Raw genomic sequence first — 22,675 nt, 5'->3', positions numbered from 1 at the left:
ACATCGGTCGCGATAAAACAGACCTTACAATCACGGTAGAGTTGCTTGCGTCCCCCGCATTGCAGCCCTACATTTTGGCACAAGAACACCACAGCAAGGATGCGCCCCATGCCAATGCAGGCCCATGAAATCGAAGCCCTCCTGCGCGAAACCTTCCCGGATGCGCAAATTCAGGTGGGCGGCAGCGATGGCGTTCACATGTCCGCCATGGTCGTCGACGAGAGCTTTCGCGGCAAGAACCGTGTGCAGCAGCAACGCGCCGTCTATGCCGCGCTCAAAGGCAAGATGGATGGTCCCGACGGCGATCTGCACGCCCTCGCCCTGACCACCAAAGCACCGGAATGATTTGGAACGTCTGGCTCCTTATCGGTCTGTCCATTGCGGGTGTCGCCATCTTCACGAACGCAATACGGCGATCACGGCCACGCCGACGACTGATTGATGCTCAGCCAGACAAGATCACGACCAAGCCTTCTGACGTACCACTGGGTATGGAAGCCACTGATCTGGAGATCCTAGAACAGGCTCATACCGCCAACGCACAGGCGCAAGATTACAACCGTTCGATCAGCCGGAAACTATCGCGTTAAGCGCGCATCCCGGCGCCACGACAAAGGACCAATACCATGACCGACGCAAAGACCCGCATCGACGAAACCGTCAAAGCCAACGATGTTGTGCTTTACATGAAAGGCACCAAGGAAATGCCGCAATGTGGCTTTTCCTCCCGCGTGGCGGGCGTGCTGAACTATATCGGCGTCGACTACACCGACGTCAACGTGCTGGCAGATGAGGACATCCGTCAGGGCATCAAGGACTATTCCGACTGGCCGACCATCCCGCAACTCTACATCAAGGGCGAGTTTGTCGGCGGCTGCGACATCATCACCGAGATGACCCTCTCCGGCGAACTCGACGGCATGTTTGAGCAAAACGGCATCAGCTTTAACAAGGATGCTGCCGACAAGATCCGCGAAGCCAACGCCTGATCTGGGCCTGATCCGGGTCTGATCCGGGATCCGATCCCTCACAAGAAAGCCCGCCAACCTGATGGTTCGGCGGGCTTTTTATCTGTTTGAGCGGCAGAAGACCGGTCAGGCCTGTGCGGTTTCTTCGCCCTCGGTGACACTTTCGGCGGCGGAGGCATCGGATAGTTCCGCCTCCTCCGTGTCTTCGTCGTCATCGTCAGGCGCGGCCTTTTGTTCGATCTCGCCGGCCAGCGCTTCCGCGCGCGCCGCAAGGTCTGCCAAGGCATCGGCCACCTGTGGCGGCACGACCGGCACCTCGACCTGTTCCGGTTCCGGCGGCGGCGCATTGCGCAGCTCTTCCAGCTCGGCAACCTTCTGGGCGATCTCGGCATCCTTTTCCGCCAGCACCGCTTCGACTTCCTTGATCCGGTCCTCGACTGCGGCTGTCTTGTCCGCCAGCATCAGGCCCGCCATCAACAGCATGCGCGCCTCGGGCATGCGCCCGATCTGATCCGACAGCACCTGGGCCTCATCGTCGAGCATCCCGGCCGCCATCTCCAGAAAGCTCTGTTCGCCTTCCTGACAGGACACCACAAAATCGCGGCCTCCGATGTGAATGGTCACTTCCGGCATCAGGCTTCTTCTCCTTCCGGCAGGTTGGGCGCGGTCGCCAGCAGGGGCTCCAATCGGGCCAGCACCGCGTTGACCTCGGCCTGGTCAGTGGCGCGGGCCGCTTTCAGCCCTTCGACCTCGGCTTCCAATCCTGCATTTATCAATGTCGGATCACCGACCCCTTCGGCATTGGCCGCGCGCAGGGCGGCATTGGACTGGCGCAGCTGATCGTTGCTGGCCCGAAGGTTCTGCAATTCTCCGTCCAGCTCTCCCAGACGCTGGTCCAGTTCGGCGCTGCCCCCTTCGTCGACCGACGCATCGGCGCCAGAAGCCGCCTCCGCCGCTTCGGCGCGGGCCCGCATGGCCTCCAGTTCGATGCGCAGCGTGTCCAGTTCGGCGTCCAATGCTGCGGTATCGACCGCCGGCGCCAGCTCAGCGCCTGCCCCGGCGGACAGCGCGTCGATCTGTGCCTGCAAGGCCTCGTTCTGGGCGGTGGCCTCCGTCAGGTCGTCCTCAAGCTTTTCGTGTTCGCTGGCGGCCTGGTTGCGGGCCACTTCCAGGTCCTGCTTCAACCGAGCGACTTCGGCCTTGAGCGCGTCGGTCTCAACCGAGCTGCCAGCCGCACCGCGCAGCAGCTCCAGCTCTGCATGCAGCGCGATCATGTCCTCGGCGCCGTCGACGGCGGCCACCTTCTTTTCCATGTCTTCAAGACGGCCGTGCAGCAGCTTCAGCCGCTCTTCGAGCTGCGCATTTGCCATCCGCTCGTCTTCGAGATCGGCCAACAGCTCTGCATGCTTTTGCATGTCCAGCTCTTCCAGCGTCGGCACCGGCCGGTTGGCATGCTTCTGTTCCAGCGCCGCGACGCCGCCATAAATACGGTGCAGCGCAGTCTGGATGCGGCCCTGCAATTCTTCTAACTGCTCCATGCGTTCCTCTTCGCCTCCTCCGGTGCCGCGATACGGGCAGAGCCTGCTTCTGCCATCCGACCGCGGGCCGGTCTTTTGCCGTTTGTCGCCATGCATCCCGCCAGCCGATGCGCCCGGCCGGGCTGGCGCGGGGACGAATCAACGTGAGAGCCATCGGCTCCGGTCAGCTTATCGCATGATGGGGTAAAACACCCCCCCTTTGCTTTCAACCACTTGCGCGCGGACCTTCGCGCGAAACCCAGTAAAATAGGCCCTCAGCGCTTGATCTTTGCACCTTAGCTGCTATCCAGCGACAAACCCCTTGAACCCAAAGAGGAACAGTTCAGTGGATCTGACAGCCCTGCGCTCTGAAAACCCCGATCATTGGAACAAAGCCGCCGCCATCCGCGCCCTGACGCTGGATGCGGTCGCCGGTGCAAACTCCGGTCACTCCGGCATGCCGATCGGCATGGCTGATGTTGCAACCGTGCTGTTTGAAAAGCACATGAAGTTCGATGTGAGCGCCCCCAAATGGGCCGACCGGGATCGCTTCATCCTGTCGGCGGGCCATGGCTCCATGCTGATCTATTCGCTTCTGTATCTCATGGGCGACGCGCAGGTGACGCTGGATCAGATCAAGAACTTCCGCCAGTCCGGCGCGCTGACCGCGGGCCACCCGGAGAACTTCCTGCTCGATGCGGTCGAGGTCACCACCGGCCCGCTGGGTCAGGGGATTTCCAACGCCGTGGGGTTTGCCATGGCCGAAGAGAGCCTGCGCGCCCATTACGGCAAGAAGGTCGTTGATCACCACACCTATGTCATCGCCGGCGACGGCTGCCTGATGGAGGGCGTCAGCCAGGAGGCCATCGGCCTTGCCGGGCGTCACCAACTGGGCAAGCTGATGGTGTTCTGGGACAACAACAACATCACCATCGACGGTCAGGTCGACCTCTCGGACCGCACCAACCAGGTGCAGCGGTTCAAGGCCTCCGGCTGGCATGTGCAGGAAGTCGACGGCCACAACCCGGCCGAGATCGACGCTGCCATCACCGCCGCGAAAAAGACCAAGAAACCCTCGATGATCGCCTGCAAGACCCATATCGCGCTGGGTCACGCCGCACAGGATACCTCCAAGGGTCACGGCGCGCTGACCGACGCCGATCAGCTGAAAGCCGCCAAAGACGCCTATGGCTGGACCGGTGGCGCTTATCAGGTGCCCGCCGAGATCAAATCCCAGTGGGAAGAGATCGGCAAACGCGGCGCCGCGGCGCGTGCGGAATGGGAAGGTCGCTTTGCGGAACTGTCGCAGCAGAAACAGGACCGGTTCAACCGCGTCTTTGCGCTGGAAGCCCCGAAAAAGCTCTCCGCCACGATCAAGGCGCTGAAAAAGCAGGTGTCTGAGGCCCAACCCAAGGTCGCCACCCGCAAGGCGTCGGAAATGGCGCTGGAAGTCATCAACCCGATCATGCCGGAAACCATGGGGGGCTCTGCGGACCTCACCGGATCCAACAACACCAAGACCGGCGATCTGGGCATGTTCGACACGGATAATCGCAAGGGCCGCTATGTCTACTGGGGCATCCGCGAGCACGGTATGGCGGCGGCGATGAACGGCATGGCGCTGCATGGTGGCATCCGCCCCTATGGCGGCACCTTCTTCTGCTTTACCGATTATGCCCGCCCCGCGATGCGTCTGGCCGCGCTGTCGAAGATCCCCACCGTGTTTGTCATGACCCATGACTCGATTGGTGTGGGCGAAGATGGTCCGACCCACCAGCCGGTCGAACACCTGGCAATCTGCCGCGCGACCCCGAACACCTATACGTTCCGCCCGGCGGATGCGGTGGAAACCGCCGAAGCCTGGGAAATCGCGCTGACCTCGAAAGAGACCCCGTCGGTGATCGCCCTGACCCGTCAGGGACTGCCCACCGTGCGCACCGAGCACAAGCTGTCGAACCTCACCGAGAAAGGCGCCTATGTGCTGGCCGAGGCCGAGAGCAAGCGTCAGGTGATCCTGATGGCGTCGGGTTCCGAAGTCTCTACCGCGATGGCCGCAAAAGACATCCTCGAAGGTCAGGGCATCGGCACTCGTGTTGTCTCTGTGCCCTGCATGGAGCTGTTCCACGCGCAGGACGAGAGCTACCGCCGCAAGGTTCTGCCCGCAGGTCCGGTGCGCGTGGCCATCGAAGCCGCCGTACGCGATGGCGGCTGGGATCGTTTGCTGCTGGGCGAACGGGGTCAGGAGAAAAAAGCGGGCTTTGTCGGCATGCAGGGCTTTGGTGCCTCCGCCCCGGCGGGCGAGCTGTTTGAAAAATTCGGCATCACCGCCGAGGGCACCGTTGCCAAGGTCAAAGAGCTGTTGGGCTAAGAGGCACACCGGGTTTGGGGGCGCTGCCCCCGACCCTTTCGGGTCTCCCCCGGGATATTTTGAGTTAGAAGATGAAAGGGCGCTCCGATCTGGGGCGCCCTTTTAACGTCTTAGGTTTGGTTTAATGCGCAGCTTTTGCGCCAAAGAGCGGTGCGATCAGCTTGGTGGCGATGGGGATCAGGATTAGCCCCACGACAAAACCCAAGATGCCGTCAATCACCGCTTTGACCAGCCATTCCACCAATCCGTCCCCTTGGGCGATGCTCTTGGCAAAGCTGTAGATCGTGTCTTCGGGCCAGTGCCAGCCCATCTGATGCGCGGAATGCACGATGATCGACCCGCCGACCCAGAGCATGGCGGCAGTGCCAACCACGGTCAGCATTTTCAGGAACCACGGCATAAAGGCGACAATGCCACGACCAAGCGCGCGGGTGCCGCTGGTACGGCCCACCTCTGTGAGCCAGAGTCCCACATCATCCATCTTCACGATGATGGCAACCACGCCATAGACCACGATGGTGATCATGATGCCCACCACGGCCAGTGTCGCCGCCTGAATCCACAGCACGTCGCTCTCGATCGTCGACAGCGAAATTGTCATGATCTCGGCCGAGAGGATGAAATCGGTCTTGATCGCGCCCTTGACCTTTTGTTCCTCCAGATGGGTGGGATCCCCCACGGCGTGGCTACCATCTGGTCCACCGGACTGATCGTCATGGGGCATCAGCACATGCACGATCTTTTCCGCGCCCTCAAAGCACAGGTAACAGCCGCCGAGGATCAGCAAGGGCGGGATCAGCCAGGGGGCAAACTGCGACATCAACAGCGCGACGGGCAGCAGGAACACCAGCTTGTTGATGAAGGAGCCGCGCGCGATGCGCCAGATCATCGGCAGCTCGCGTGCGGGCTGAAAGCCGGTCACGTATTTCGGCGTCACGGCGGCATCGTCGATCACGATCCCCGCCGCCTTGGACCCCGCCTTCATCGACTGGGTCGCCACATCATCCACCGAGGCGGCGGCGACCTTGGCAATCCCCGCGACATCATCCAACAAGGCCAGAAGACCGCTCATAACTCACCTCTTTGCGCAGTGGCATTCATTGCGTCATGTGTAGCCCGCGGCCGGGTCGGCATTCAAGCGTGCCGCGTTGCGGCATAAGCAGAAAGCCCGGCGCGGACAGTTACCGCAAACGGTGTTGCAGCTGTTAACGCAACCACCAAGGTTTTGCGCTAACAGTCTGTGTTTACTCTAATTTCTTCTTTTTCCCGAGGTTAATGCCCGCTATAGGCTGCCCCTAAGACAGCCTTCTCGTGGAGACGACAGAGATGACCATCAAAGTTGGAATCAACGGCTTCGGACGCATTGGCCGCTGCACCCTCGCCCATATCGCGGGCAGCTTTCGCAATGACATCGAGGTGATCAAGGTCAACGCGACCGGCCCGATCGAGACCGCCGCGCATCTCATCAAATACGACAGCATCCATGGCCGCTTTCCCGGCCAGGTCGATTTCAGCGAAGGCCGCCTGAACCTCGGTCGTGGCGACATGCAGGTCTACTCCACCTACGACATGGACACGCTGGACTGGGAAGGCTGCGACGTGGTGCTGGAATGCACCGGCAAGTTCAACGACGGTCTGAAGGCGAAAAAGCACCTGGAGCGCGGCGCGGGCAAGGTGCTGCTGTCCGCACCGGGCAAGAACGTCGACCGCACCGTGGTTTACGGCGTCAATGACGAGGATCTGCTGGTCACCGACAAGATGGTCTCCAACGGCTCCTGCACCACCAACTGCCTCGCACCGCTGGCCAAAGTGCTGGACGAGGCCTTTGGCATCGAACACGGCATCATGACCACGATCCACGCCTATACCGGCGATCAGCCGACGCTGGATCGCCGTCACGATGATCTCTACCGGGCCCGCGCCGCCGCGATGTCGATGATCCCGACCTCCACCGGCGCCGCCAAGGCTCTGGGCGAAGTGCTGCCCAACCTGAAGGGCCGTCTGGATGGCTCCGCGATCCGCGTGCCGACACCAAATGTCTCTGCCGTGGATCTGACCTTCCGCGCCGGTCGCGAGGTGAGCGGCGAAGAGGTGAACGCTGCGGTGGAAGAGGCTTCCAAGGGGCACATGTCGCGCGTTCTGGGCTATGAGCCTGCACCGCTGGTGTCGACCGATTTCAACCACACCGAAGAAAGCTCCATCTTTGCGCCGGATCAGACCCGCGTGGTCGACGGTCGCATGGTGCGCGTGCTGGCGTGGTATGACAACGAGTGGGGCTTCTCGGTGCGGATGGCCGATGTCGCCACCGCCATGGGCCGTCTGAACTGAGGCCCCCTCCCGCATGAGGGTTGAGATTTCACGCCCGGTCAGGCATAGCTGACCGGGCGTTTTTTGCACGAGCAGCCCCTATGTCCAATACCGTCGCCATCACCCTTGGCCTGTTTCTGCTCACCGCGCTGGCGGTGGATACAGTCTTTTTTGGCACCGAACATCTGCTGTTTCTCGGAAAGAAGCTGTTCGATCTGATCGAATGGCTGGCGTTCTGGCGCTGATCCATCCCGACAAATGCAAAAACCCGGCACTGCCTGCTGCGCGCCGGGTCTTCTGGGTCACCGTGGGAGGGCGGCCCGTCGGGCTCAGCCCAGGCGCTGCATCAGCTTTTCACGCACCAGGGGGGTGACAAATTTGCTGACGTCGCCCTCCAACCGCGCAATCTCTTTGACAAGTTTGCTGGCGATCGCCTGATGCCGTGCCTCGGCCATCAGGAACACCGTCTCGATACTGTCATCCAGCGCACGGTTCATGCCAACCATCTGGAACTCATACTCGAAATCCGCCACCGCGCGCAGCCCGCGCACGATCACCTGCGCGCCCACATCGCGGGCACAGTCAATAAGCAGATTCTCGAACGGATGGGCGATAATCTCGGTGCCGGTCTGTTCGGTCAGCTTGGCACATTCCGCCTCGATCATGGCGACGCGCTCCTCGAGGTCGAACAACGGCCCCTTGTCGCGGTTGATCGCCACGCCGATCACCAGCCGATCCACCAGCATGGCCGCCCGGCGGATGATGTCGATATGCCCGAGCGTAATCGGGTCAAAGGTTCCGGGATACAAGCCAATGCGCATGGGCCCCTCCTGCCTGCGTCACATTCTGCGGGCACGCAATCATGTTGCGCCCCGCAATGCAAGTCCGTGAGAATACTGAATCTTCCTGCCCCGGATCTGCCGCTGCGCCAGGGACCGGCCTAATGGCCCATGATCATGCCTTCGAGTGCGGATTTTTCCATCGCCACTTCGGTCAGCTGGGCCTTCACCACATCGCCAAGCGAGATAATGCCGATCAGCACGCCCTCCTCGACCACCGGCATGTGGCGAAACCGGCCTTCGGTCATCTTGGTCAGCGCCTCTTCGACATTGGTGTCCTGCACACAAGTCACCAGTTCCCGGGTCATGTAATCCTCAACCTTGTGCCCCAGACAGACCGATCCGGTCTTTGCCAGCTGGCGCACGATGTCACGCTCTGACAGGATGCCCAGCGGCGTGGCCTGATCGGCCGAGACCACAACGGTGCCGATCCCGCGATCCGACAGCAGCTGTGCCGCCGCCTCGATCGTCGCCTCGGGACCGATCGTGACCACATCGGTAATGTCCTTGGACTTCAGAATCGACTTTACGAGCATTTTGCGCACCCTTGAAATTTTCTTTCACTCTCTCAAGAGTTTGCCGCAAGATTGGATCAAGTCAAGCCTTCCAGCCGCTCGACCTCTTCGCGAATTCCCTTTGACAGCGCCTCGGCAAAGCGGTTGAGCCGGTCGCTGCGCTGATCGCCCTGATGGCGCACCAGGTAGAAACTGCGGGTCAGGCTGAATTCATCCTTCAGCACCTTGCGCAGGGCCCGGTGGCTGGGCAGCGAGAAATCATGCACGACGCCAACCGCGCTCCCCTCCGCCAGCATCTTGATCTGCACGGACACCGAATTGGATGCGAGCGACACCCGCTCCACGCCGAGGTCATTGAGGTAATCCAACTCGCGGTCAAAGATCATGTCGGGGATATAGCCGATCATCCGGTGATCCCGCAGGTGTTCTAGTTTTTCGATCGGGTGATGGTCGCGCAGGTAATAGCGCGACGCGGCCAGATGCAGGTGATAATCGGTAATCTTCTGCACCAGCAGCTTGCCGGCGGTGGGCGCGCTCACGGTCACTGCCATATCGGCCTCGCGCCGTGACAGGTTGATGACCCGCGGCAGCGCCACCACCTGAATGTCCAGATCCGGGTTGTCCTTGGAGATCGCCGCGCAGACCTGCGGCAGGATGTAGTTGGCGCAGCCGTCCGGCGCGCCAATGCGGATCTGCCCCGACAGCGTATCACTGGGACCGGTCAGCGCCTCTTCGCCGGCGCGCATGGCCAGCTCTGCCGCCTCGGCATGACCGAGGAGTCGGTCTCCGGCCGCACTCAGCGCGTAGCCCTGTGGCGATTTTACAAACAGCGATGTCTTCAGCGCCGCCTCGAACCGCGCCACCCGGCGGCCCACCGTGGCCGGGTCCATCTTCAGGACCCGCCCCGCACCGGAGAGGCTGCTTTCCCGCGCCACGGCCAGGAACACCTTCATATCGTCCCATTGGGGTTCCATTTCTTGGAATCCTCCAGTCTTTTACTAAAATCCGACACATGCAGGTTAGAGCACCCATTTGCGTTCCTGCAAAGCCTTTTTGAAACCTTTCCTCTTTCCCCGTGTTTTTTGCAATCCTAGGATATGCGGGACACATGATCACAGGAGGACTGCACATGCAGGAACTGACCCACTATGTGAATGGCGAGAAAGTTGCCGGAACCTCCGGCCGTTTTGCTGATGTTCTGAACCCCGCCACCGGCGAAGTGCAGGCCAAGGTGCCGCTCGCAACCAAAGCCGAAATGGACGCGGTGATCGCCAAAGCTGCCGAAGCGCAGGTTGGCTGGGCCGCCACCAACCCGCAGAAACGCGCCCGCGTGATGATGAAGTTCGGCCAACTCATCAACGAGCATATGGACACGCTCGCGGAACTGGTTGCCCGTGAACACGGCAAGACCCTGCCCGACGCACGCGGCGACGTGCAGCGTGGCCTTGAGGTTGTCGAGGTCTGCATGGGCGCGCCGCACATGCTGAAAGGCGAGTTCACCGACAGCGGCGGACCGGGCATCGATCTTTACTCCATGCGTCAGCCTCTGGGTGTGGTTGCGGGCATCACGCCCTTCAACTTCCCGGCGATGATCCCGCTGTGGAAAATGGCCCCTGCCCTGTCCTGCGGCAACGCCATGATCCTGAAACCTTCCGAGCGCGTGCCCTCCACTTCGCTCTATCTGGCGGAGCTTCTGAAAGAAGCCGGTCTGCCCGATGGCGTGCTGCAGGTTGTGAATGGCGATAAAGAAGCGGTCGACGCGATCCTCGACAATGAGACCATTCAGGCCGTCGGCTTTGTCGGCTCCACCCCGATCGCACAGTATATCTATGGCCGCGCGGCAACCAACGGCAAGCGCGCGCAGTGCTTTGGCGGTGCCAAGAACCACATGCTGATCATGCCCGATGCGGATCTCGACAAGGCTGCGGACGCGCTGGTCGGTGCCGGGTTTGGCGCGGCGGGCGAACGCTGCATGGCGATCTCCGTTGCGGTGCCGGTCGGCAAAGAAACCGCCGATGGCCTGATCGAACGTCTGGTGCCCCGCATCGAGAAACTCAAGGTCGGCCCCTACACCGCCGGTGAGGACATCGACTACGGTCCCGTCATCACCCCGCAGGCCAAGGCCCGCATCGAAGGTCTGATCGACAGCGGCGTGGAGCAAGGCGCAAAGCTGGTGACCGATGGCCGTGGCCTGACGCTGCAAGGTTATGAGAACGGCTATTTCGTCGGCCCGACCCTGTTCGACAATGTCACCGCCGAGATGGACATCTACAAGGAAGAGGTCTTTGGCCCGGTTCTGTCCACCGTCCGCATGGACAATTACGAGGACGCGCTGAACCTGGTGCGTGACAACGCCTACGGCAACGGCACCGCGATCTACACCGCCGATGGTGACACCGCGCGTGACTTTGCCAACCGCGTCAACGTGGGCATGGTCGGCATCAACTTCCCGATCCCGGTGCCGCTGAGCTATCACACCTTCGGCGGCTGGAAGAAATCGGCCTTTGGCGACCTGAACCAATACGGCCCCGACGCCTTCCGGTTCTACACCCGCACCAAGACCGTCACCGCGCGCTGGTTCTCCGGCATCAAGGAAGGCGGCGAGTTCAACTTCAAGGCCATGGATTGATCCCCGAAATGCCTTGAGCCCGGGCCGTCCACATCGTGGGCGGCCTTTTTGCATGGGCCCCCGCTGCGCGGGGTTTTGCCCGGCCCGCGGGTTCACGCAAATGTCACCCCGCCCCCCTCTGGCCTTGTCCGTAGGGCGCCCGTAATGTGCGATCAAACAATCGAGCATTGCAACGCATGAGGAAGGGCCCATGTCCGACGTCACAAAAACCAACCGTTTTCTGTCCCGCCGCGCGCTGCTGTCCGGCGCCGCTGCGACCCTTGCCGCGCCGAGCCTGCTGCGCGCGCAATCCACCGATGCCTTCCCGCAGGACGAACCCGCGATCCGCGAGGAAATTCCGGTCCAGCGCAACGTGTCGTCCTTCCAGCAGCAGCATTGGCAGGACCATTTTGACACCCTGGGCGTGGGCTGCCTGCTGGCCGACATCGAAAGCCGCGCCCTGCACTACTGGGGCGGCGACGGCGAAACCTATCTGCTGTTTCCCTCCTCCGTGCCGATGAGCGAGGAGCTGACCCGGCGCGGTTATTCAAAAATCGTGCGCAAGCGCGAGAACCCCAGCTGGACCCCGACCGCCAACATGCGCGAGCGCGACCCGTCGCTGCCGCAGCGGATCGAGGGCGGCGTTCCGGGCAACCCGCTGGGCACCCGGGCCATGTATCTGGACTGGCCGGCCTATCTCGTGCATGGCACCCATGACACCCGCAAGATCGGACGTCAAAGCTCCTCCGGCTGCATCGGGCTCTATAACCAGCACGTGGAAAAACTCTATCCGCTGGTCAAGGTCGGCACCCAGGTGCGTCTGCTCTGACCCATCGGCGCAGGACGCTTGGTGCCCCCGCCGGCGCTCTGCTTCGACAGGATGCTCTGCGCCAACCTAGAGCCGTTTGAAACACTACAGCCGCGCCCCCAGAGGGACGCGGCTGTTTTACGTTTGAGGAAGAACCGCGGCCCCGGCCCGGATCAGGCCGACAGACCCATATGGCGCGGGCCGTTGCCGTCGAGGTAGTTCTGGAACGCCTTTTCCAGCAGCTGCTCGAAATCCCTAGTGTACCCGCTGGTATCAAACAGCGGCGCGCCGGAGTGACTCTCCGCGATCCGCGCCTTGATGTCGGCGTGATAGTCCGGGTCCTGCGCCACGCGCAGCGCCACATCGTGGTATTTCTTCTCGGTGCTGGTCACCAGATCCGACAGCCCGGCGGCGGTCAGGACACTGCCGGCCACCCGTGCGGCGAACTGCTCGCCGGTCTTGGTCACAACCGGCAGCCCGGCCCAGAGCGCGTCACTGGCGGTGGTGTGGGCGTTGACGTTGAACGTATCCAGGAACAGATCCGCAAACCGCAGGCGCGCCAGGTGCTCTTCCGGCTGCAACCGGCCGGCGGTGATGATGCGGGCGCCATCGACGCCGCGGCTCTCGGCCTCCTTGCGGATCACATCGCTGGCCTCGTTCTTGGAGGTATAGAACCACAGCACGCTGTCGGGCACCTCCTTCAGCAGGTTCATCCAGATGTCGAATTCGCGCGGCGTGACCTTGTAGGGGTTGTTGAAGGAGGAGAACACAAACCCCTCGGCCGGCAACCCATAGGTGGCCCGGCTGGCATAGCTGGTTGCGATATAGCGGTTCTCGTCGTTGGGCTGGTAGCAATGCGGCATGTACAGGATATGCTCGCTGTAGTGCTTACGCAGATGCGACGGGATGGTGATGCGGTCGGCCACCATATAATCCATGGATTTCAGACCGGTGGTGCCCGGATAGCCCAGATAGGCGACCTGGACCGGCGCCACGCGGTCGTTGAAAATATCGAGCCGGCCGCCCTCGGTATAGCCCTTCAGGTCGACGCCGATGTCGATCCCATCCGCACGCGCCAGTTCCACCAGTTCCGTGGTATCCATGGCCCGCACGTCATAGAACTGATCAGCGTTCCTGCGCGCCCGCTGGTGTTCGTGGTCCTGCCGCTTGGAGCCATAGTCGTAGATGAAGATCTCAAAACGCTCGCGGTCATGCCGCTCCAGCAAACCCGCCATCAGGTGCATGGTCGCGTGGTTGTAGAAGTCGTTGGAGAAATACCCGATCCGGATCTTCTGCTCTCTGGGCCGTGCGGCCACCGGCTTCCAGGCCTTCACCGGGTTGCGGTGCTTGGCACGCACATGCGCCTCGGAGCGCAGCCGCTGGAACGACCCGTCATCGCAGAGCGACAGGAAGGCAAAGGGATCGGAGACCACCCGTTTGTCGTTGAACGCCTTCAGGTAGTTCGGCAGCTTCTCGAACTCGTCCCAACGCAGCCGGTGCGCCTTCATGTGCATCATCCGGGACAGCGCGATATAGTTCTTGGGGTCGAATTTGACCGCGATCTGGAAATAGTCGATCGCCTCGTCATAGCGCTGCATCCGCATCAGGAGCGTGCCGATCAGACCATAGTGGCCGCCATTGGTCGGCTCCAGCTTCACCGCCCTCATGAAGCACGCCAGCGCATCGACCAGGCGCTGCATGTCCTTCATCAGCACTTCGCCCAGTTGCGCGTGCAGGGTGGCGTTGTTCTCGTCCAGCGAGATCGCCTGGCGCAGCAGCGTTTCCGCGCGCTGGTTGTGGTGTTTCAGGATTTCGGCCCGCGCCCGTTTCAGCAGTTTCTTCGCGCTGTCCTGGGGTTTGTCCCCCGGCGCGATACCGTTGCGCAGCCCGTTCTTCATCTCATAGGCGAATTTCGCCCGTTCCTGCGATTTGATGGAGGTGGCGAACTTCTCGAATTCCGGGAACTCCGGCTTCCCGTTCAGGGTCACGGCGAGTTTGCTGGTTTGACTGGGCTGCGACACGGTGATCACACTCCTTCTGAAACTGCGTTTGGTGCCCTCTCCTTCTGGAACATAGGCACGCTTTGCCGAAAGTTGTGCCAATGAGATGTTAAAAAATCCCTCAAATCCGCTGAGAATTCTTGGAAATCATCCCGCCGCGCCCACCGCAACGACCCGTCTGCCGCAGCAATGCAAGACCGGCTTGCAGATCCGCAGGTTGCAGTCGCGCCCGGTCACGCGTATTAAATAAACAGTTGTTCAATTCCTGCCAGCCCCAGCGAGGGCGCCGGCAGCAAGGGGGAGGAGAGCCCATGGACTTCGCAATAACAGAAGAGCAGACAGCCATCTTTGATATGGCCCATGGATTTGCACAGGAGCATATCGCGCCCTTTGCCCGTCAATGGGAAGCGGAGGGCACCATCCCCAAGGATCTGTGGCCCAAGGTGGGCGAGCTGGGATTCGGGGCGCTTTATGTCAGCGAGGACTCTGGCGGCTCCGGCCTGTCGCGGCTTGATGCAACCTTGGTGTTTGAGGCGCTGTCGATGGCGTGCCCGTCGGTGGCGGCGTTTCTGTCGATCCACAACATGTGCGCCAAGATGCTGGACATGTTCGCCAGCGAGGAGTTGAAGGCGCGCGTCATGCCGGATGTCCTGAGCCTCAACACGGTGCTGAGCTATTGCCTCACCGAGCCGGGTTCCGGCTCCGATGCGGCGGCGCTGAAAACCCGCGCCACCCGCGACGCCGACGGCTATGTGCTCAATGGCACCAAGGCGTTCATCTCTGGTGGCGGCTATTCCGATGCCTATGTCTGCATGGTGCGCACCGGCGAGGACGGCCCCAAGGGGATCTCCACCCTCTATGTCGAGGATGGCACCCCGGGTCTGTCCTTTGGCGGGCTTGAGGACAAGATGGGCTGGAAGAGCCAGCCGACCGCGCAGGTGCAATTCGACGACTGCCGCGTGCCCGCCGCCAACCTGGTGGGCGAAGAGGGCCACGGGTTCAAATACGCCATGAAAGGTCTCGATGGCGGCCGCCTGAACATCGCCGCCTGCTCGCTCGGCGCGGCACAGACCGGCCTCAGCGCCACGCTGCAATATATGTCCGAGCGCAAGGCGTTTGGGAAATCCATCGACCAGTTCCAGGGGCTGCAATTCCGCCTCGCCGACATGGAGATCGAATTGCAGGCCGCACGCACCTTCCTGCGTCAGGCGGCGTGGAAGCTCGATCAGGGCGAACCCGATGCCTCCAAGTTCTGTGCCATGGCCAAGAAATTTGTTACCGAGACCGGATCGAAGGTTGTGGACCAATGCCTGCAATTGCACGGTGGCTATGGCTATCTCGCCGATTACGGTATCGAGAAACTGGTCCGCGACCTGCGCGTGCATCAGATCCTCGAAGGCACCAATGAAATCATGCGCGTGATCGTCGCCCGCCACCTGCTGGCGGAAAACCACTAAGCTCCGGGAGGGGAAACAGCCGCCATGAGCGACATCCATATCCGCATCGAAGGCCGCGCGGGCCGGATCACCCTGACCCGCGAAAAGGCGCTGAATGCGCTGTCCTATGACATGTGCCTTGCGATCGATGCGGCACTCAGGGACTGGGCCACCGACGACAGCGTCGCGCTGGTGATCCTTGATGCCGCGGGCGACAAGGCCTTCTGTGCGGGCGGCGACATTGCCGAACTCTACGAGACCGGCACCAAGGGCGATTTTGCCTATGGCCGCAATTTCTGGCGCGACGAATACCGCATGAACGCGCGTATTTTCGAGTATCCCAAACCGGTGGTCAGCTTCCTCCAGGGCTTTACCATGGGGGGCGGTGTCGGCATCGGCTGTCACGGCACCCATCGCATCGTCTGCGAAAGCTCCAGGATCTCGATGCCGGAATGCGGCATCGGGCTGGTGCCGGACGTGGGCGGCTCGCTGCTGCTGGCGCTGGCGCCGGGGCGGCTCGGTGAATACCTCGGCACCACGGGGCACCGGATGGGCGCTGCGGATGCGATCCTTGCCGGCTTTGCCGATCATTTCATCCCGCAGGCGCAATGGCCCGGCCTGATCGCCGACCTGCAACGCACCGGCGACCTGAACCTGCTGGCACAAATGGCGGAAACACCCCCCGAGGGGCAGCTCGAGGCCATGCGCGCAGAGATCGACGCCTGTTTTGCGGGCGAAACCCTCGCCGACATCCTCACCGTTCTGACGGCGCGGGACGACGCGTTTGCCCGCAGTACGCTCAAGACCCTGTCGCGCCATGCGCCACTGTCGCTGGCCTGCACGGTGGAGATGGTTCACCGCCTGCGCGCCACCAATACCACCATGCGCCGCGCCCTGGACCTGGAGTATCGGTTCACCCATCGCGCGATGGAACAGGGTGACTTGCTGGAAGGGGTGCGCGCCCTCATCATCGACAAGGACAAATCGCCCAAGTGGCAATATGCAGAGGCCCCGGTGCCCGCGGTGGCCGTCAGCCAGATGCTGATGCCGCTGGGCCCGGATGCGCTGACCTTTGAGGAGGAGGAGTGAACAGATGAAGATCGGATTTATCGGACTGGGCAACATGGGCGGCCCGATGGCGGCAAACCTGGCCAAGGCCGGGCATGAGGTCACCGGCTTCGACATGGCGGAGGTCAGCGTCGACGGTGTCACCCTGGCCGACAGCGCCGCCGCCGCCGCGACGGGCGCGGATGTGGTCATCACCATGCTGCCCAACGGCGACATCCTGCGCCATGTGGCAACAGAGATCATCCCCGCGATGGCGGCGGGCGCAGCCTTTGTCGACTGTTCCACCGTCGATGTGGACAGCGCCCGCGCCGTGGCGGAACAGGCCCATGACGCCGGGCTTCTGGCGGTGGATGCGCCGGTCTCCGGTGGCATCGGCGGCGCCGCGGGGGGCACGTTGACCTTCATGGCCGGCGGATCCGCCGAGGCCTTTGCCAAGGCGGAACCGCTGTTTGACATCATGGGCCAGAAGGCGGTGCATTGCGGCGAGGCCGGCGCCGGTCAGGCCGCCAAGATCTGCAACAACATGATCCTCGGCGTCACCATGATCGCCACCTGCGAGGCCTTTGCCCTGGCCGATAAGCTTGGCCTCGACCGCCAGAAGATGTTCGATGTGGTCTCCACCTCCTCGGGCTACAGCTGGTCGATGAATGCCTATTGCCCGGCGCCGGGCGTCGGCCCGCAGTCGCCTGCGGACAATGGCTACCAGCCCGGTTTTGCCGCCGATCTGATGCTGAAGGACCTGCGCCTCAGCCAACAGGCCGCCCACAGCGCCGACGCCGATACCCCGATGGGCAAACTGGCCGAGGCGCTCTACACCGCCTTTGTCGAGCAGGAGGATGGCACCGGCAAGGATTTCTCCGCCATGCTGCCGCGCTTCGAAGGCCGCAACCGCAGCTGATCGAGGCCACCGGAGGCGGCTCATCCCCCGACAGATCCGACAGATCCGCGACCTGCGGGCCTGTCGCCCGCTGCACCAGCATGTCCCTGAACGACGGCGTGCTGCGCCCCGCATGGATCAGGACATGGCCGGGCGGGATCGCCACCTGTGTGACATGCGGCGACAGATCAGCGCCAACGTCAAGGTTGCGCATCCGTCAGTGCGATCAGCGCCGCGCGCGTGGGCTCATCCGCCGGGAACAGGCATTCGATTTTCAACTCCGACAGGGCGATGTCCTCCACCGTGCCAAATTGCGAAATGGCCGAGAAGAACGACAACTCCTGACCGCCCAGCCGATAGCGAGCGGGGATGACCGGCGGCAGCCCTTCTGCCGGTCCCGTATCCGGGGCCGCCACCACATGTGCCTCCAGCCTGCGGATCGCGTCTTCGAGCACCGGTTCGCGGCCAAAATGAGCAAGCTCGCTGCGCAGACGATGCAGGGTCAGGCGCTCGATTTCCGCCAGGTTGATCAGGCTGTCCCGCAGCCGCTGGTTCTGCATCAGCTCCGACAGCATATCGGCCCCCTCGCCCAGGCCCACCGGTGCCAGCAGGCTCCGGGCCGGGGCATTGAGCGCACAGATCCGCCAATGGCGATCCAGGGCCATCGCCGGATAGGGCGCATGCCGGGTCAGCATCCACTCCACCGCATCCCGCAGCGGCGCCATCTCCGCATCCGTCAGGCGGCGTGCGCCATAGGCCGGCGCCAGCCCCGCCGCCTGCAACAGCGTGTTGACGCCCGCCTGGGGCACTGCCAGCTCTGCCGCCAATCGCAGCACCATGGCGCGGCTGGGTTGGGCGCGTCCGGTTTCCAGAAACGACAGGTGCCGGGCGGACACGCCAGCCGCCATGGCCAGATCCAGCTGGCTGCGGCGCCGGATCTGCCGCCAGTCTTTCAACGCTGCGCCGAACGTGCCCATCCGATATGCCCCTTTTGCGGTCGACTGCCGTTGTGGCAGATTTTGATCGCGCACACACTTACCTCATAGGTAATTGAAATGCAGCGCTGCGCCTGCGCATGTGGTGCCGAACTGTCCCGCCACCGGAGATCTGCCATGTCCCCCGATCACGCTGCCCGTACCCTGAAAACCGCCGCGGTGCTGACGCTGCTGTTTGGCCTTACCCTCATCCTGGCGCCGCATGTGGCGCTGCTGCGTCCGATCGGACGCCTGTTTGTCGATCTGGCGTTCCTGACCTCGGATCAGGCCCCCGACCTGGGGCCGCCGGTTGCGCATCTGATGTTTGCGATTTCAGGCGGGCTGATGGTCGGGCTTGCGGTGCTGATCTGGCAGGTCGCCGCGCTGATCCATCCCCGCGATCCGGTTCTGGCGCGGCGGCTTCTGATCCCGGCCCTGCTGGGCTGGTATGTGACCGATTGCTTTGGCTCCGCCCTATCGGGGGCGGGGTTCAACCTGGTGATGAACAGCGCCTTTCTTGCGCTGTTCCTTGTGCCGCTGCTGCTGGCCCGCCCCGCCGCGCGCCCGCGGGTCAGCCCTTGATCCGCACCGAGCCGCCGACCGAATGGCTGACGTCCTGTGTCGCCGGGTTGCCCTCGACCGAGATATCGCCGCCGCTCGACGCCTTGGCGCGCAATTGGCCGGTCGCGGTCAGATCCACATCCGCCCCGCTGGAGGCAGAGGCGCGGACCGTCTTGCAGTGCAAGTCCTCCGCGTCGATATCGCCGCCGCTGGAGGCGGTGACATCCAGCTTCACGCAGCGCCCCGAAACCTCCAGATCGCCGCCGGAACTGGCCTCCAGATAGACCTGCGCCGCATCCAGATCCGAGATGCGCAACCGGCTGCCGCTGGTGACGTCGAATTCGACCTCTTGCGCCACCGCTCCGGTCACCTCGGCGATGGCGCCTTCGTGCACCGACAGGCTGCGCAGTTCCGGCAGATGCACCGTCACCCGCAGTGGCCCGTCCAGCAGCCCGCCCATCGGCGACCAGCGATCGGTGCGATCAATCGCCAGCACCTGCCCGTCCTGCGTGATCTGCAAGCGATCCGTGCCGGTCAGGCCCGAGGCCTCCGCCGTAACCAGATAGCGCTCCGCCCCGGACACCACGGACAGCTCGATCCCTTCGGACAGCTGGATGGTGTGGAACGCCTCGAACCCGAACGCGCTTTGTTCCGCCTGGACCATGGCGCTGGCCCCGATATAGGCGCCCCCCGCAATGGCGATGGACCCCAACGCGGCAATGACCCTCGATGACATGGTGGCATCCTCACATGTTTATCCCGTTCACTGACACGTGATGTTAAGAGGGATAACATTCAAGAGGCGCGGGTGGGTTTTTCTGCCCACCCAACCAAAGGTCGTGCGCCCCGCGCGTGCTGCACCGGCGCCGATGGACGCCGCTTACTCCGCGGCGACCTTTTTCTTCGGCTTCGCCGCCAACATCGGTTTCAGATAATGGCCGGTGTAGCTGCGTGGCTCTTCGGCGACCTTTTCCGGCGTCCCGGCGGCCACGATCTCACCACCGCCATCGCCGCCCTCGGGGCCGATGTCGATGATCCAGTCGGCGGTCTTGATGACGTCGAGGTTATGTTCGATCACCACCACGGAGTTGCCCTGCTCCACCAGTTCATGCAGCACTTCCAGCAGCTTGCGCACATCCTCGAAATGCAGACCCGTGGTCGGCTCATCCAGAATATAGAGCGTCCGACCGGTGGAGCGCTTCGCCAGTTCCTTTGACAGCTTCACCCGCTGCGCCTCACCGCCCGAGAGCGTCGTGGCCTGCTGGCCCACCTTGATATAGCCAAGACCCACCCGCATCAGCGCGTCCATCTTGTCGCGGATCGAGGGCACGGCGGCAAAGAACTCCTGCGCGTCTTCCACCGTCATATCCAGCACATCGGCAATGCTCTTGCCCTTGAACTTGATCTCCAGCGTTTCACGGTTGTAGCGCGCACCCTGACAGGTCTCACAGGTGACATAGACATCCGGCAGGAAATGCATCTCGACCTTCAGCACCCCGTCACCCTGACAGGCCTCGCAGCGCCCGCCCTTGACGTTGAAAGAGAACCGCCCGGGCTTGTAGCCGCGCGCCTTGGCCTCGGGCAGACCGGCAAACCAGTCGCGGATCGGCGTGAAGGCCCCGGTATAGGTCGCCGGGTTCGAACGGGGTGTACGCCCAATCGGGCGCTGGTCGATGTCGATCACCTTGTCCAGATGCTCCAGCCCCTTGATGGTCTCGCAAGGCGCAGGCGTCTGGCGCGCCCCGTTGAGGCGCATGGAGGCGGTCTTGAACAGCGTCTCAATGGTCAGGGTCGATTTGCCGCCCCCCGACACGCCGGTGACGCAGACAAATTTCCCCAACGGGAATTCGGCGGTGACGTTCTTCAGGTTGTTTCCGGTGGCCTTGACCACCTTGATCTTCTTCTTGTTGCCCTTGCGCCGTGTGGCAGGCACCTCGATCTCGCGCGTTCCGGCCAGATACTGCCCGGTCACCGAGCCTGCGTCGCCCTCGACCGCGGCGGGCGTGCCGTGGCTCACCACCTGCCCGCCATGCACCCCGGCACCGGGGCCAATATCAAAGACGTAGTCGGCCTGACGGATCATATCCTCGTCATGTTCCACCACGATCACCGTATTACCCTGATCGCGCAGGTTCTTGAGTGTGGTAATCAGCCGGTCATTGTCGCGCTGATGCAGGCCGATGGACGGCTCGTCCAGCACATAAAGAACGCCGGTGAGGCCAGAGCCGATCTGGCTCGCGAGACGAATCCGCTGGCTTTCCCCGCCCGAGAGCGTGCCCGCGTTGCGCGAGAGGGTCAGATACTCCAGCCCCACATTGTTGAGGAAGCCAAGACGCTCGCGGATTTCCTTGACGATGGCGCGGGCGATCTCTTGTTTTTGCGCCGTGAGGTGATTGGGCACCTCCTCGATCCACGCCAGCGCCTCGCGGATGGATTTCTCCACCACCTGACCGATGTGCAGACGATGCTCGGCTGCGCCTCCCGCCGGGCCGATTTTGACCGCCAGCGCCTCTTCGCGCAGACGATACCCGCCGCAATGGCCGCAATCACGGTTGTTCTGGTAGCGCTCGAACTCCTCGCGCACCCAGTTGGAATCCGTCTCGCGGTAGCGGCGTTCCATGTTGGGGATCACGCCCTCAAAGACGCGGGTCACATTATAGACACGGCCCCCCTCGTCATAGCGAAAGGCGATTTCCTCATCGCCGGAGCCATGCAGGAATACCTGTTTCACATGCGCGGGCAGATCCTTCCACGGCGTGTTCTTGTCGAACTCATAGTGGTTGGCGATGGCCTCGATGGTCTGCAGGAAATAGGGCGATTTGCCCTTGCGCCAGGGTGCCAGCGCCCCGTCATAGACCTTGAGGCTCTGATCCGGCACCACGAGGCGTTCGTCAAAGAACAGCTCCACGCCAAGCCCGTCACAATGGGGACAGGCCCCAAAGGGCGCGTTAAAGGAAAACAGCCGTGGCTCAATCTCGGGGATGGTGAAGCCACTGACGGGACAGGCGAAATTCTCACTGAATGTAATCCGCTCCGGGTCGCCCTCACGCGGGGCGGTCTCCAGAATGGCGATCCCGTCCGCCAGATCCAGCGCGGTGCGCAAGCTGTCCGCCAACCGGGTCTCGATGCCTTCTTTTACAACCAGCCGGTCCACTACCACGTCGATGTCATGGCGGAATTTCTTGTCGAGCGTGGGCGGCGTATCAAGGTCGTGGAACTCCCCATCCACCTTGACGCGCTGGAACCCCTGCTTCCTCAGCTCCAGCATCTCTTTTTTGTACTCGCCTTTGCGATCCCGCACGATGGGCGCCAGCAGATAGCCGCGCGTGCCGTCCTCCAGCGTCATGATCCGGTCGACCATATCCTGCACCTGCTGCGCCTCGATGGGCTGGCCGGTGGCGGGGCTGTAGGGCGTGCCCGCGCGGGCAAACAACAGTCGCAGATAGTCGTAAATCTCGGTGACGGTGCCGACGGTGGAGCGCGGGTTTTTCGACGTGGTCTTCTGCTCGATGGAGATCGCAGGCGAAAGGCCCGAGATATGATCCACATCCGGCTTTTCCATCATATCGAGGAACTGGCGCGCATAGGCGCTGAGGGATTCAACGTAGCGGCGCTGCCCCTCCGCATAGATGGTGTCAAACGCAAGGCTCGATTTGCCCGATCCCGACAGGCCGGTGATCACCACCAGTTCATCGCGCGGAATGTCCACGTCGATGTTCTTGAGATTGTGCTCGCGCGCGCCGCGCACCTCGATATTCTTCAACTCAGCCATATCGCCCCCAAACTTTGCAATACACATAGGTGAGCCGCCCCGAGTCTCCAAGAGAAA

20 protein-coding genes and 1 pseudogene are annotated in these 22,675 nt (G+C 62.6%); 11 read left to right on the top strand and 10 right to left on the bottom strand.

Annotation, left to right across the window (positions count from 1 at the left end):
• Positions 1 to 108 precede the first annotated feature (108 nt).
• Positions 109 to 345, top strand: coding sequence for a BolA/IbaG family iron-sulfur metabolism protein (locus MHM97_RS04410; RefSeq protein WP_239319908.1), 237 nt, complete (start codon positions 109 to 111; stop codon positions 343 to 345).
• Between the two features lie 281 nt (positions 346 to 626).
• A complete protein-coding gene (gene grxD, locus MHM97_RS04405; RefSeq protein ID WP_239319907.1) occupies positions 627 to 989 on the top strand; it encodes a Grx4 family monothiol glutaredoxin in 363 nt (120 codons plus the stop codon).
• A gap of 201 nt (positions 990 to 1,190) precedes the next feature.
• On the opposite strand, the pseudogene MHM97_RS04400 reads toward grxD, so the two are convergent.
• Positions 1,191 to 1,601: pseudogene (locus tag MHM97_RS04400) on the bottom strand (cell division protein ZapA); the annotation flags it as partial.
• Complete coding sequence (locus MHM97_RS04395; protein ID WP_239319903.1) at positions 1,601 to 2,506, bottom strand: hypothetical protein; 906 nt, start codon at positions 2,504 to 2,506, stop codon at positions 1,601 to 1,603. The pseudogene MHM97_RS04400 and the gene MHM97_RS04395, both read right to left, overlap by 1 nt.
• A 325-nt stretch (positions 2,507 to 2,831) precedes the next feature.
• Here MHM97_RS04395 and tkt point away from each other — a divergent pair, with 325 nt between their 5' ends.
• Positions 2,832 to 4,853, top strand: a complete 2,022-nt coding sequence (gene tkt / locus MHM97_RS04390) for a transketolase (protein ID WP_239319901.1) — start codon at positions 2,832 to 2,834, stop codon at positions 4,851 to 4,853.
• A gap of 121 nt (positions 4,854 to 4,974) precedes the next feature.
• On the opposite strand, the gene MHM97_RS04385 is transcribed toward tkt, so the two are convergent.
• Complete coding sequence (locus MHM97_RS04385; RefSeq protein ID WP_239319900.1) at positions 4,975 to 5,925, bottom strand: DUF808 domain-containing protein; 951 nt, start codon at positions 5,923 to 5,925, stop codon at positions 4,975 to 4,977.
• Positions 5,926 to 6,179: 254 nt separating this feature from the next.
• Between MHM97_RS04385 and gap the strand changes: the two genes are divergently transcribed.
• Positions 6,180 to 7,181: a type I glyceraldehyde-3-phosphate dehydrogenase gene (gene gap / locus MHM97_RS04380; RefSeq protein ID WP_239319898.1), complete on the top strand. Its 1,002-nt coding sequence runs from the start codon at positions 6,180 to 6,182 to the stop codon at positions 7,179 to 7,181.
• Between the two features lie 80 nt (positions 7,182 to 7,261).
• Positions 7,262 to 7,405: a hypothetical protein gene (locus MHM97_RS04375; protein WP_239319896.1), complete on the top strand. Its 144-nt coding sequence runs from the start codon at positions 7,262 to 7,264 to the stop codon at positions 7,403 to 7,405.
• Positions 7,406 to 7,489: 84 nt separating this feature from the next.
• Here MHM97_RS04375 and coaD read toward each other — a convergent pair whose 3' ends face one another.
• From coaD to MHM97_RS04360, 3 genes are all read right to left on the bottom strand, one after another.
• Entirely contained in the window at positions 7,490 to 7,981 is a 492-nt protein-coding gene (gene coaD, locus MHM97_RS04370) for a pantetheine-phosphate adenylyltransferase (protein ID WP_239319894.1), read from the bottom strand.
• A gap of 119 nt (positions 7,982 to 8,100) precedes the next feature.
• Entirely contained in the window at positions 8,101 to 8,535 is a 435-nt protein-coding gene (locus MHM97_RS04365; RefSeq protein WP_239319887.1) for a CBS domain-containing protein, read from the bottom strand.
• A gap of 56 nt (positions 8,536 to 8,591) precedes the next feature.
• A complete protein-coding gene (locus MHM97_RS04360) occupies positions 8,592 to 9,488 on the bottom strand; it encodes a LysR family transcriptional regulator (protein ID WP_239319885.1) in 897 nt (298 codons plus the stop codon).
• Positions 9,489 to 9,643: 155 nt separating this feature from the next.
• Here MHM97_RS04360 and MHM97_RS04355 point away from each other — a divergent pair, with 155 nt between their 5' ends.
• Both MHM97_RS04355 and MHM97_RS04350 read left to right on the top strand, forming a co-directional pair.
• On the top strand, positions 9,644 to 11,143 hold the full coding sequence (locus MHM97_RS04355; RefSeq protein ID WP_239319883.1) for a CoA-acylating methylmalonate-semialdehyde dehydrogenase: 1,500 nt from the start codon (positions 9,644 to 9,646) through the stop codon (positions 11,141 to 11,143).
• 190 nt (positions 11,144 to 11,333) lie between these two features.
• Positions 11,334 to 11,951 carry a L,D-transpeptidase gene (locus tag MHM97_RS04350; protein WP_239319881.1) on the top strand — a complete coding sequence of 206 codons (618 nt, stop codon included), beginning with the start codon at positions 11,334 to 11,336 and terminating at the stop codon, positions 11,949 to 11,951.
• Positions 11,952 to 12,103: 152 nt separating this feature from the next.
• Here the strand turns inward: MHM97_RS04350 and MHM97_RS04345 are convergent, their stop codons facing one another.
• Positions 12,104 to 13,951, bottom strand: coding sequence for an O-linked N-acetylglucosamine transferase, SPINDLY family protein (locus MHM97_RS04345; protein ID WP_239319879.1), 1,848 nt, complete (start codon positions 13,949 to 13,951; stop codon positions 12,104 to 12,106).
• Positions 13,952 to 14,241: 290 nt separating this feature from the next.
• On the opposite strand from MHM97_RS04345, the gene MHM97_RS04340 reads away from it, so the two are divergent.
• From MHM97_RS04340 to mmsB, 3 genes are read left to right on the top strand one after another with little or no spacing between them, the layout of a single operon-like run.
• Entirely contained in the window at positions 14,242 to 15,387 is a 1,146-nt protein-coding gene (locus MHM97_RS04340; protein WP_239319878.1) for an acyl-CoA dehydrogenase family protein, read from the top strand.
• Between the two features lie 24 nt (positions 15,388 to 15,411).
• Positions 15,412 to 16,455 (top strand): enoyl-CoA hydratase/isomerase family protein, encoded by a 1,044-nt coding sequence (locus MHM97_RS04335; protein ID WP_239319876.1) that lies wholly within the window; start codon positions 15,412 to 15,414, stop codon positions 16,453 to 16,455.
• A gap of 4 nt (positions 16,456 to 16,459) precedes the next feature.
• Positions 16,460 to 17,332 (top strand): 3-hydroxyisobutyrate dehydrogenase, encoded by an 873-nt coding sequence (gene mmsB / locus MHM97_RS04330; protein WP_239319874.1) that lies wholly within the window; start codon positions 16,460 to 16,462, stop codon positions 17,330 to 17,332.
• Between the two features lie 179 nt (positions 17,333 to 17,511).
• Here the strand turns inward: mmsB and MHM97_RS04325 are convergent, their stop codons facing one another.
• A complete protein-coding gene (locus MHM97_RS04325) occupies positions 17,512 to 18,288 on the bottom strand; it encodes a helix-turn-helix domain-containing protein (RefSeq protein ID WP_239319871.1) in 777 nt (258 codons plus the stop codon).
• A 135-nt stretch (positions 18,289 to 18,423) separates the two neighbouring features.
• Between MHM97_RS04325 and MHM97_RS04320 the strand changes: the two genes are divergently transcribed.
• A complete protein-coding gene (locus tag MHM97_RS04320; protein ID WP_239319868.1) occupies positions 18,424 to 18,867 on the top strand; it encodes an excinuclease ABC subunit A in 444 nt (147 codons plus the stop codon).
• Here the strand turns inward: MHM97_RS04320 and MHM97_RS04315 are convergent.
• Together MHM97_RS04315 and uvrA are read right to left on the bottom strand one after the other, a co-directional pair.
• Positions 18,857 to 19,582 carry a head GIN domain-containing protein gene (locus MHM97_RS04315; protein WP_239319866.1) on the bottom strand — a complete coding sequence of 242 codons (726 nt, stop codon included), beginning with the start codon at positions 19,580 to 19,582 and terminating at the stop codon, positions 18,857 to 18,859. The genes MHM97_RS04320 and MHM97_RS04315 overlap by 11 nt on opposite strands.
• A 144-nt stretch (positions 19,583 to 19,726) precedes the next feature.
• A complete protein-coding gene (gene uvrA / locus MHM97_RS04310; protein WP_239319864.1) occupies positions 19,727 to 22,618 on the bottom strand; it encodes an excinuclease ABC subunit UvrA in 2,892 nt (963 codons plus the stop codon).
• Positions 22,619 to 22,675: the final 57 nt, after the last annotated feature.

The sequence above is a fragment of the Epibacterium sp. Ofav1-8 genome (assembly GCF_022348185.1).
GTDB lineage: Bacteria > Pseudomonadota > Alphaproteobacteria > Rhodobacterales > Rhodobacteraceae > Epibacterium.
The sequence above is the reverse complement of the archived record's forward strand: the minus strand, read 5'-3'. Positions and strand labels throughout refer to the sequence as shown.

Bases quoted from the DNA above. Each gene is read 5' to 3' on its own strand.
- MHM97_RS04385 (WP_239319900.1), bottom strand. From the start codon at position 5,925: ATGAGCGGTCTTCTGGCCTTGTTGGATGATGTCGCGGGGATTGCCAAG.
- coaD (WP_239319894.1), bottom strand. From the start codon at position 7,981: ATGCGCATTGGCTTGTATCCCGGAACCTTTGACCCGATTACGCTCGGG.
- gap (WP_239319898.1), top strand. From the start codon at position 6,180: ATGACCATCAAAGTTGGAATCAACGGCTTCGGACGCATTGGCCGCTGC.
- mmsB (WP_239319874.1), top strand. From the start codon at position 16,460: ATGAAGATCGGATTTATCGGACTGGGCAACATGGGCGGCCCGATGGCG.
- MHM97_RS04325 (WP_239319871.1), bottom strand. From the start codon at position 18,288: ATGGGCACGTTCGGCGCAGCGTTGAAAGACTGGCGGCAGATCCGGCGC.
- uvrA (WP_239319864.1), bottom strand. From the start codon at position 22,618: ATGGCTGAGTTGAAGAATATCGAGGTGCGCGGCGCGCGCGAGCACAAT.
- MHM97_RS04410 (WP_239319908.1), top strand. From the start codon at position 109: ATGCCAATGCAGGCCCATGAAATCGAAGCCCTCCTGCGCGAAACCTTC.
- MHM97_RS04355 (WP_239319883.1), top strand. From the start codon at position 9,644: ATGCAGGAACTGACCCACTATGTGAATGGCGAGAAAGTTGCCGGAACC.
- MHM97_RS04350 (WP_239319881.1), top strand. From the start codon at position 11,334: ATGTCCGACGTCACAAAAACCAACCGTTTTCTGTCCCGCCGCGCGCTG.
- MHM97_RS04320 (WP_239319868.1), top strand. From the start codon at position 18,424: ATGTCCCCCGATCACGCTGCCCGTACCCTGAAAACCGCCGCGGTGCTG.
- MHM97_RS04340 (WP_239319878.1), top strand. From the start codon at position 14,242: ATGGACTTCGCAATAACAGAAGAGCAGACAGCCATCTTTGATATGGCC.
- MHM97_RS04365 (WP_239319887.1), bottom strand. From the start codon at position 8,535: ATGCTCGTAAAGTCGATTCTGAAGTCCAAGGACATTACCGATGTGGTC.
- grxD (WP_239319907.1), top strand. From the start codon at position 627: ATGACCGACGCAAAGACCCGCATCGACGAAACCGTCAAAGCCAACGAT.
- MHM97_RS04360 (WP_239319885.1), bottom strand. From the start codon at position 9,488: ATGGAACCCCAATGGGACGATATGAAGGTGTTCCTGGCCGTGGCGCGG.
- MHM97_RS04335 (WP_239319876.1), top strand. From the start codon at position 15,412: ATGAGCGACATCCATATCCGCATCGAAGGCCGCGCGGGCCGGATCACC.
- MHM97_RS04375 (WP_239319896.1), top strand. From the start codon at position 7,262: ATGTCCAATACCGTCGCCATCACCCTTGGCCTGTTTCTGCTCACCGCG.
- MHM97_RS04315 (WP_239319866.1), bottom strand. From the start codon at position 19,582: ATGTCATCGAGGGTCATTGCCGCGTTGGGGTCCATCGCCATTGCGGGG.
- MHM97_RS04395 (WP_239319903.1), bottom strand. From the start codon at position 2,506: ATGGAGCAGTTAGAAGAATTGCAGGGCCGCATCCAGACTGCGCTGCAC.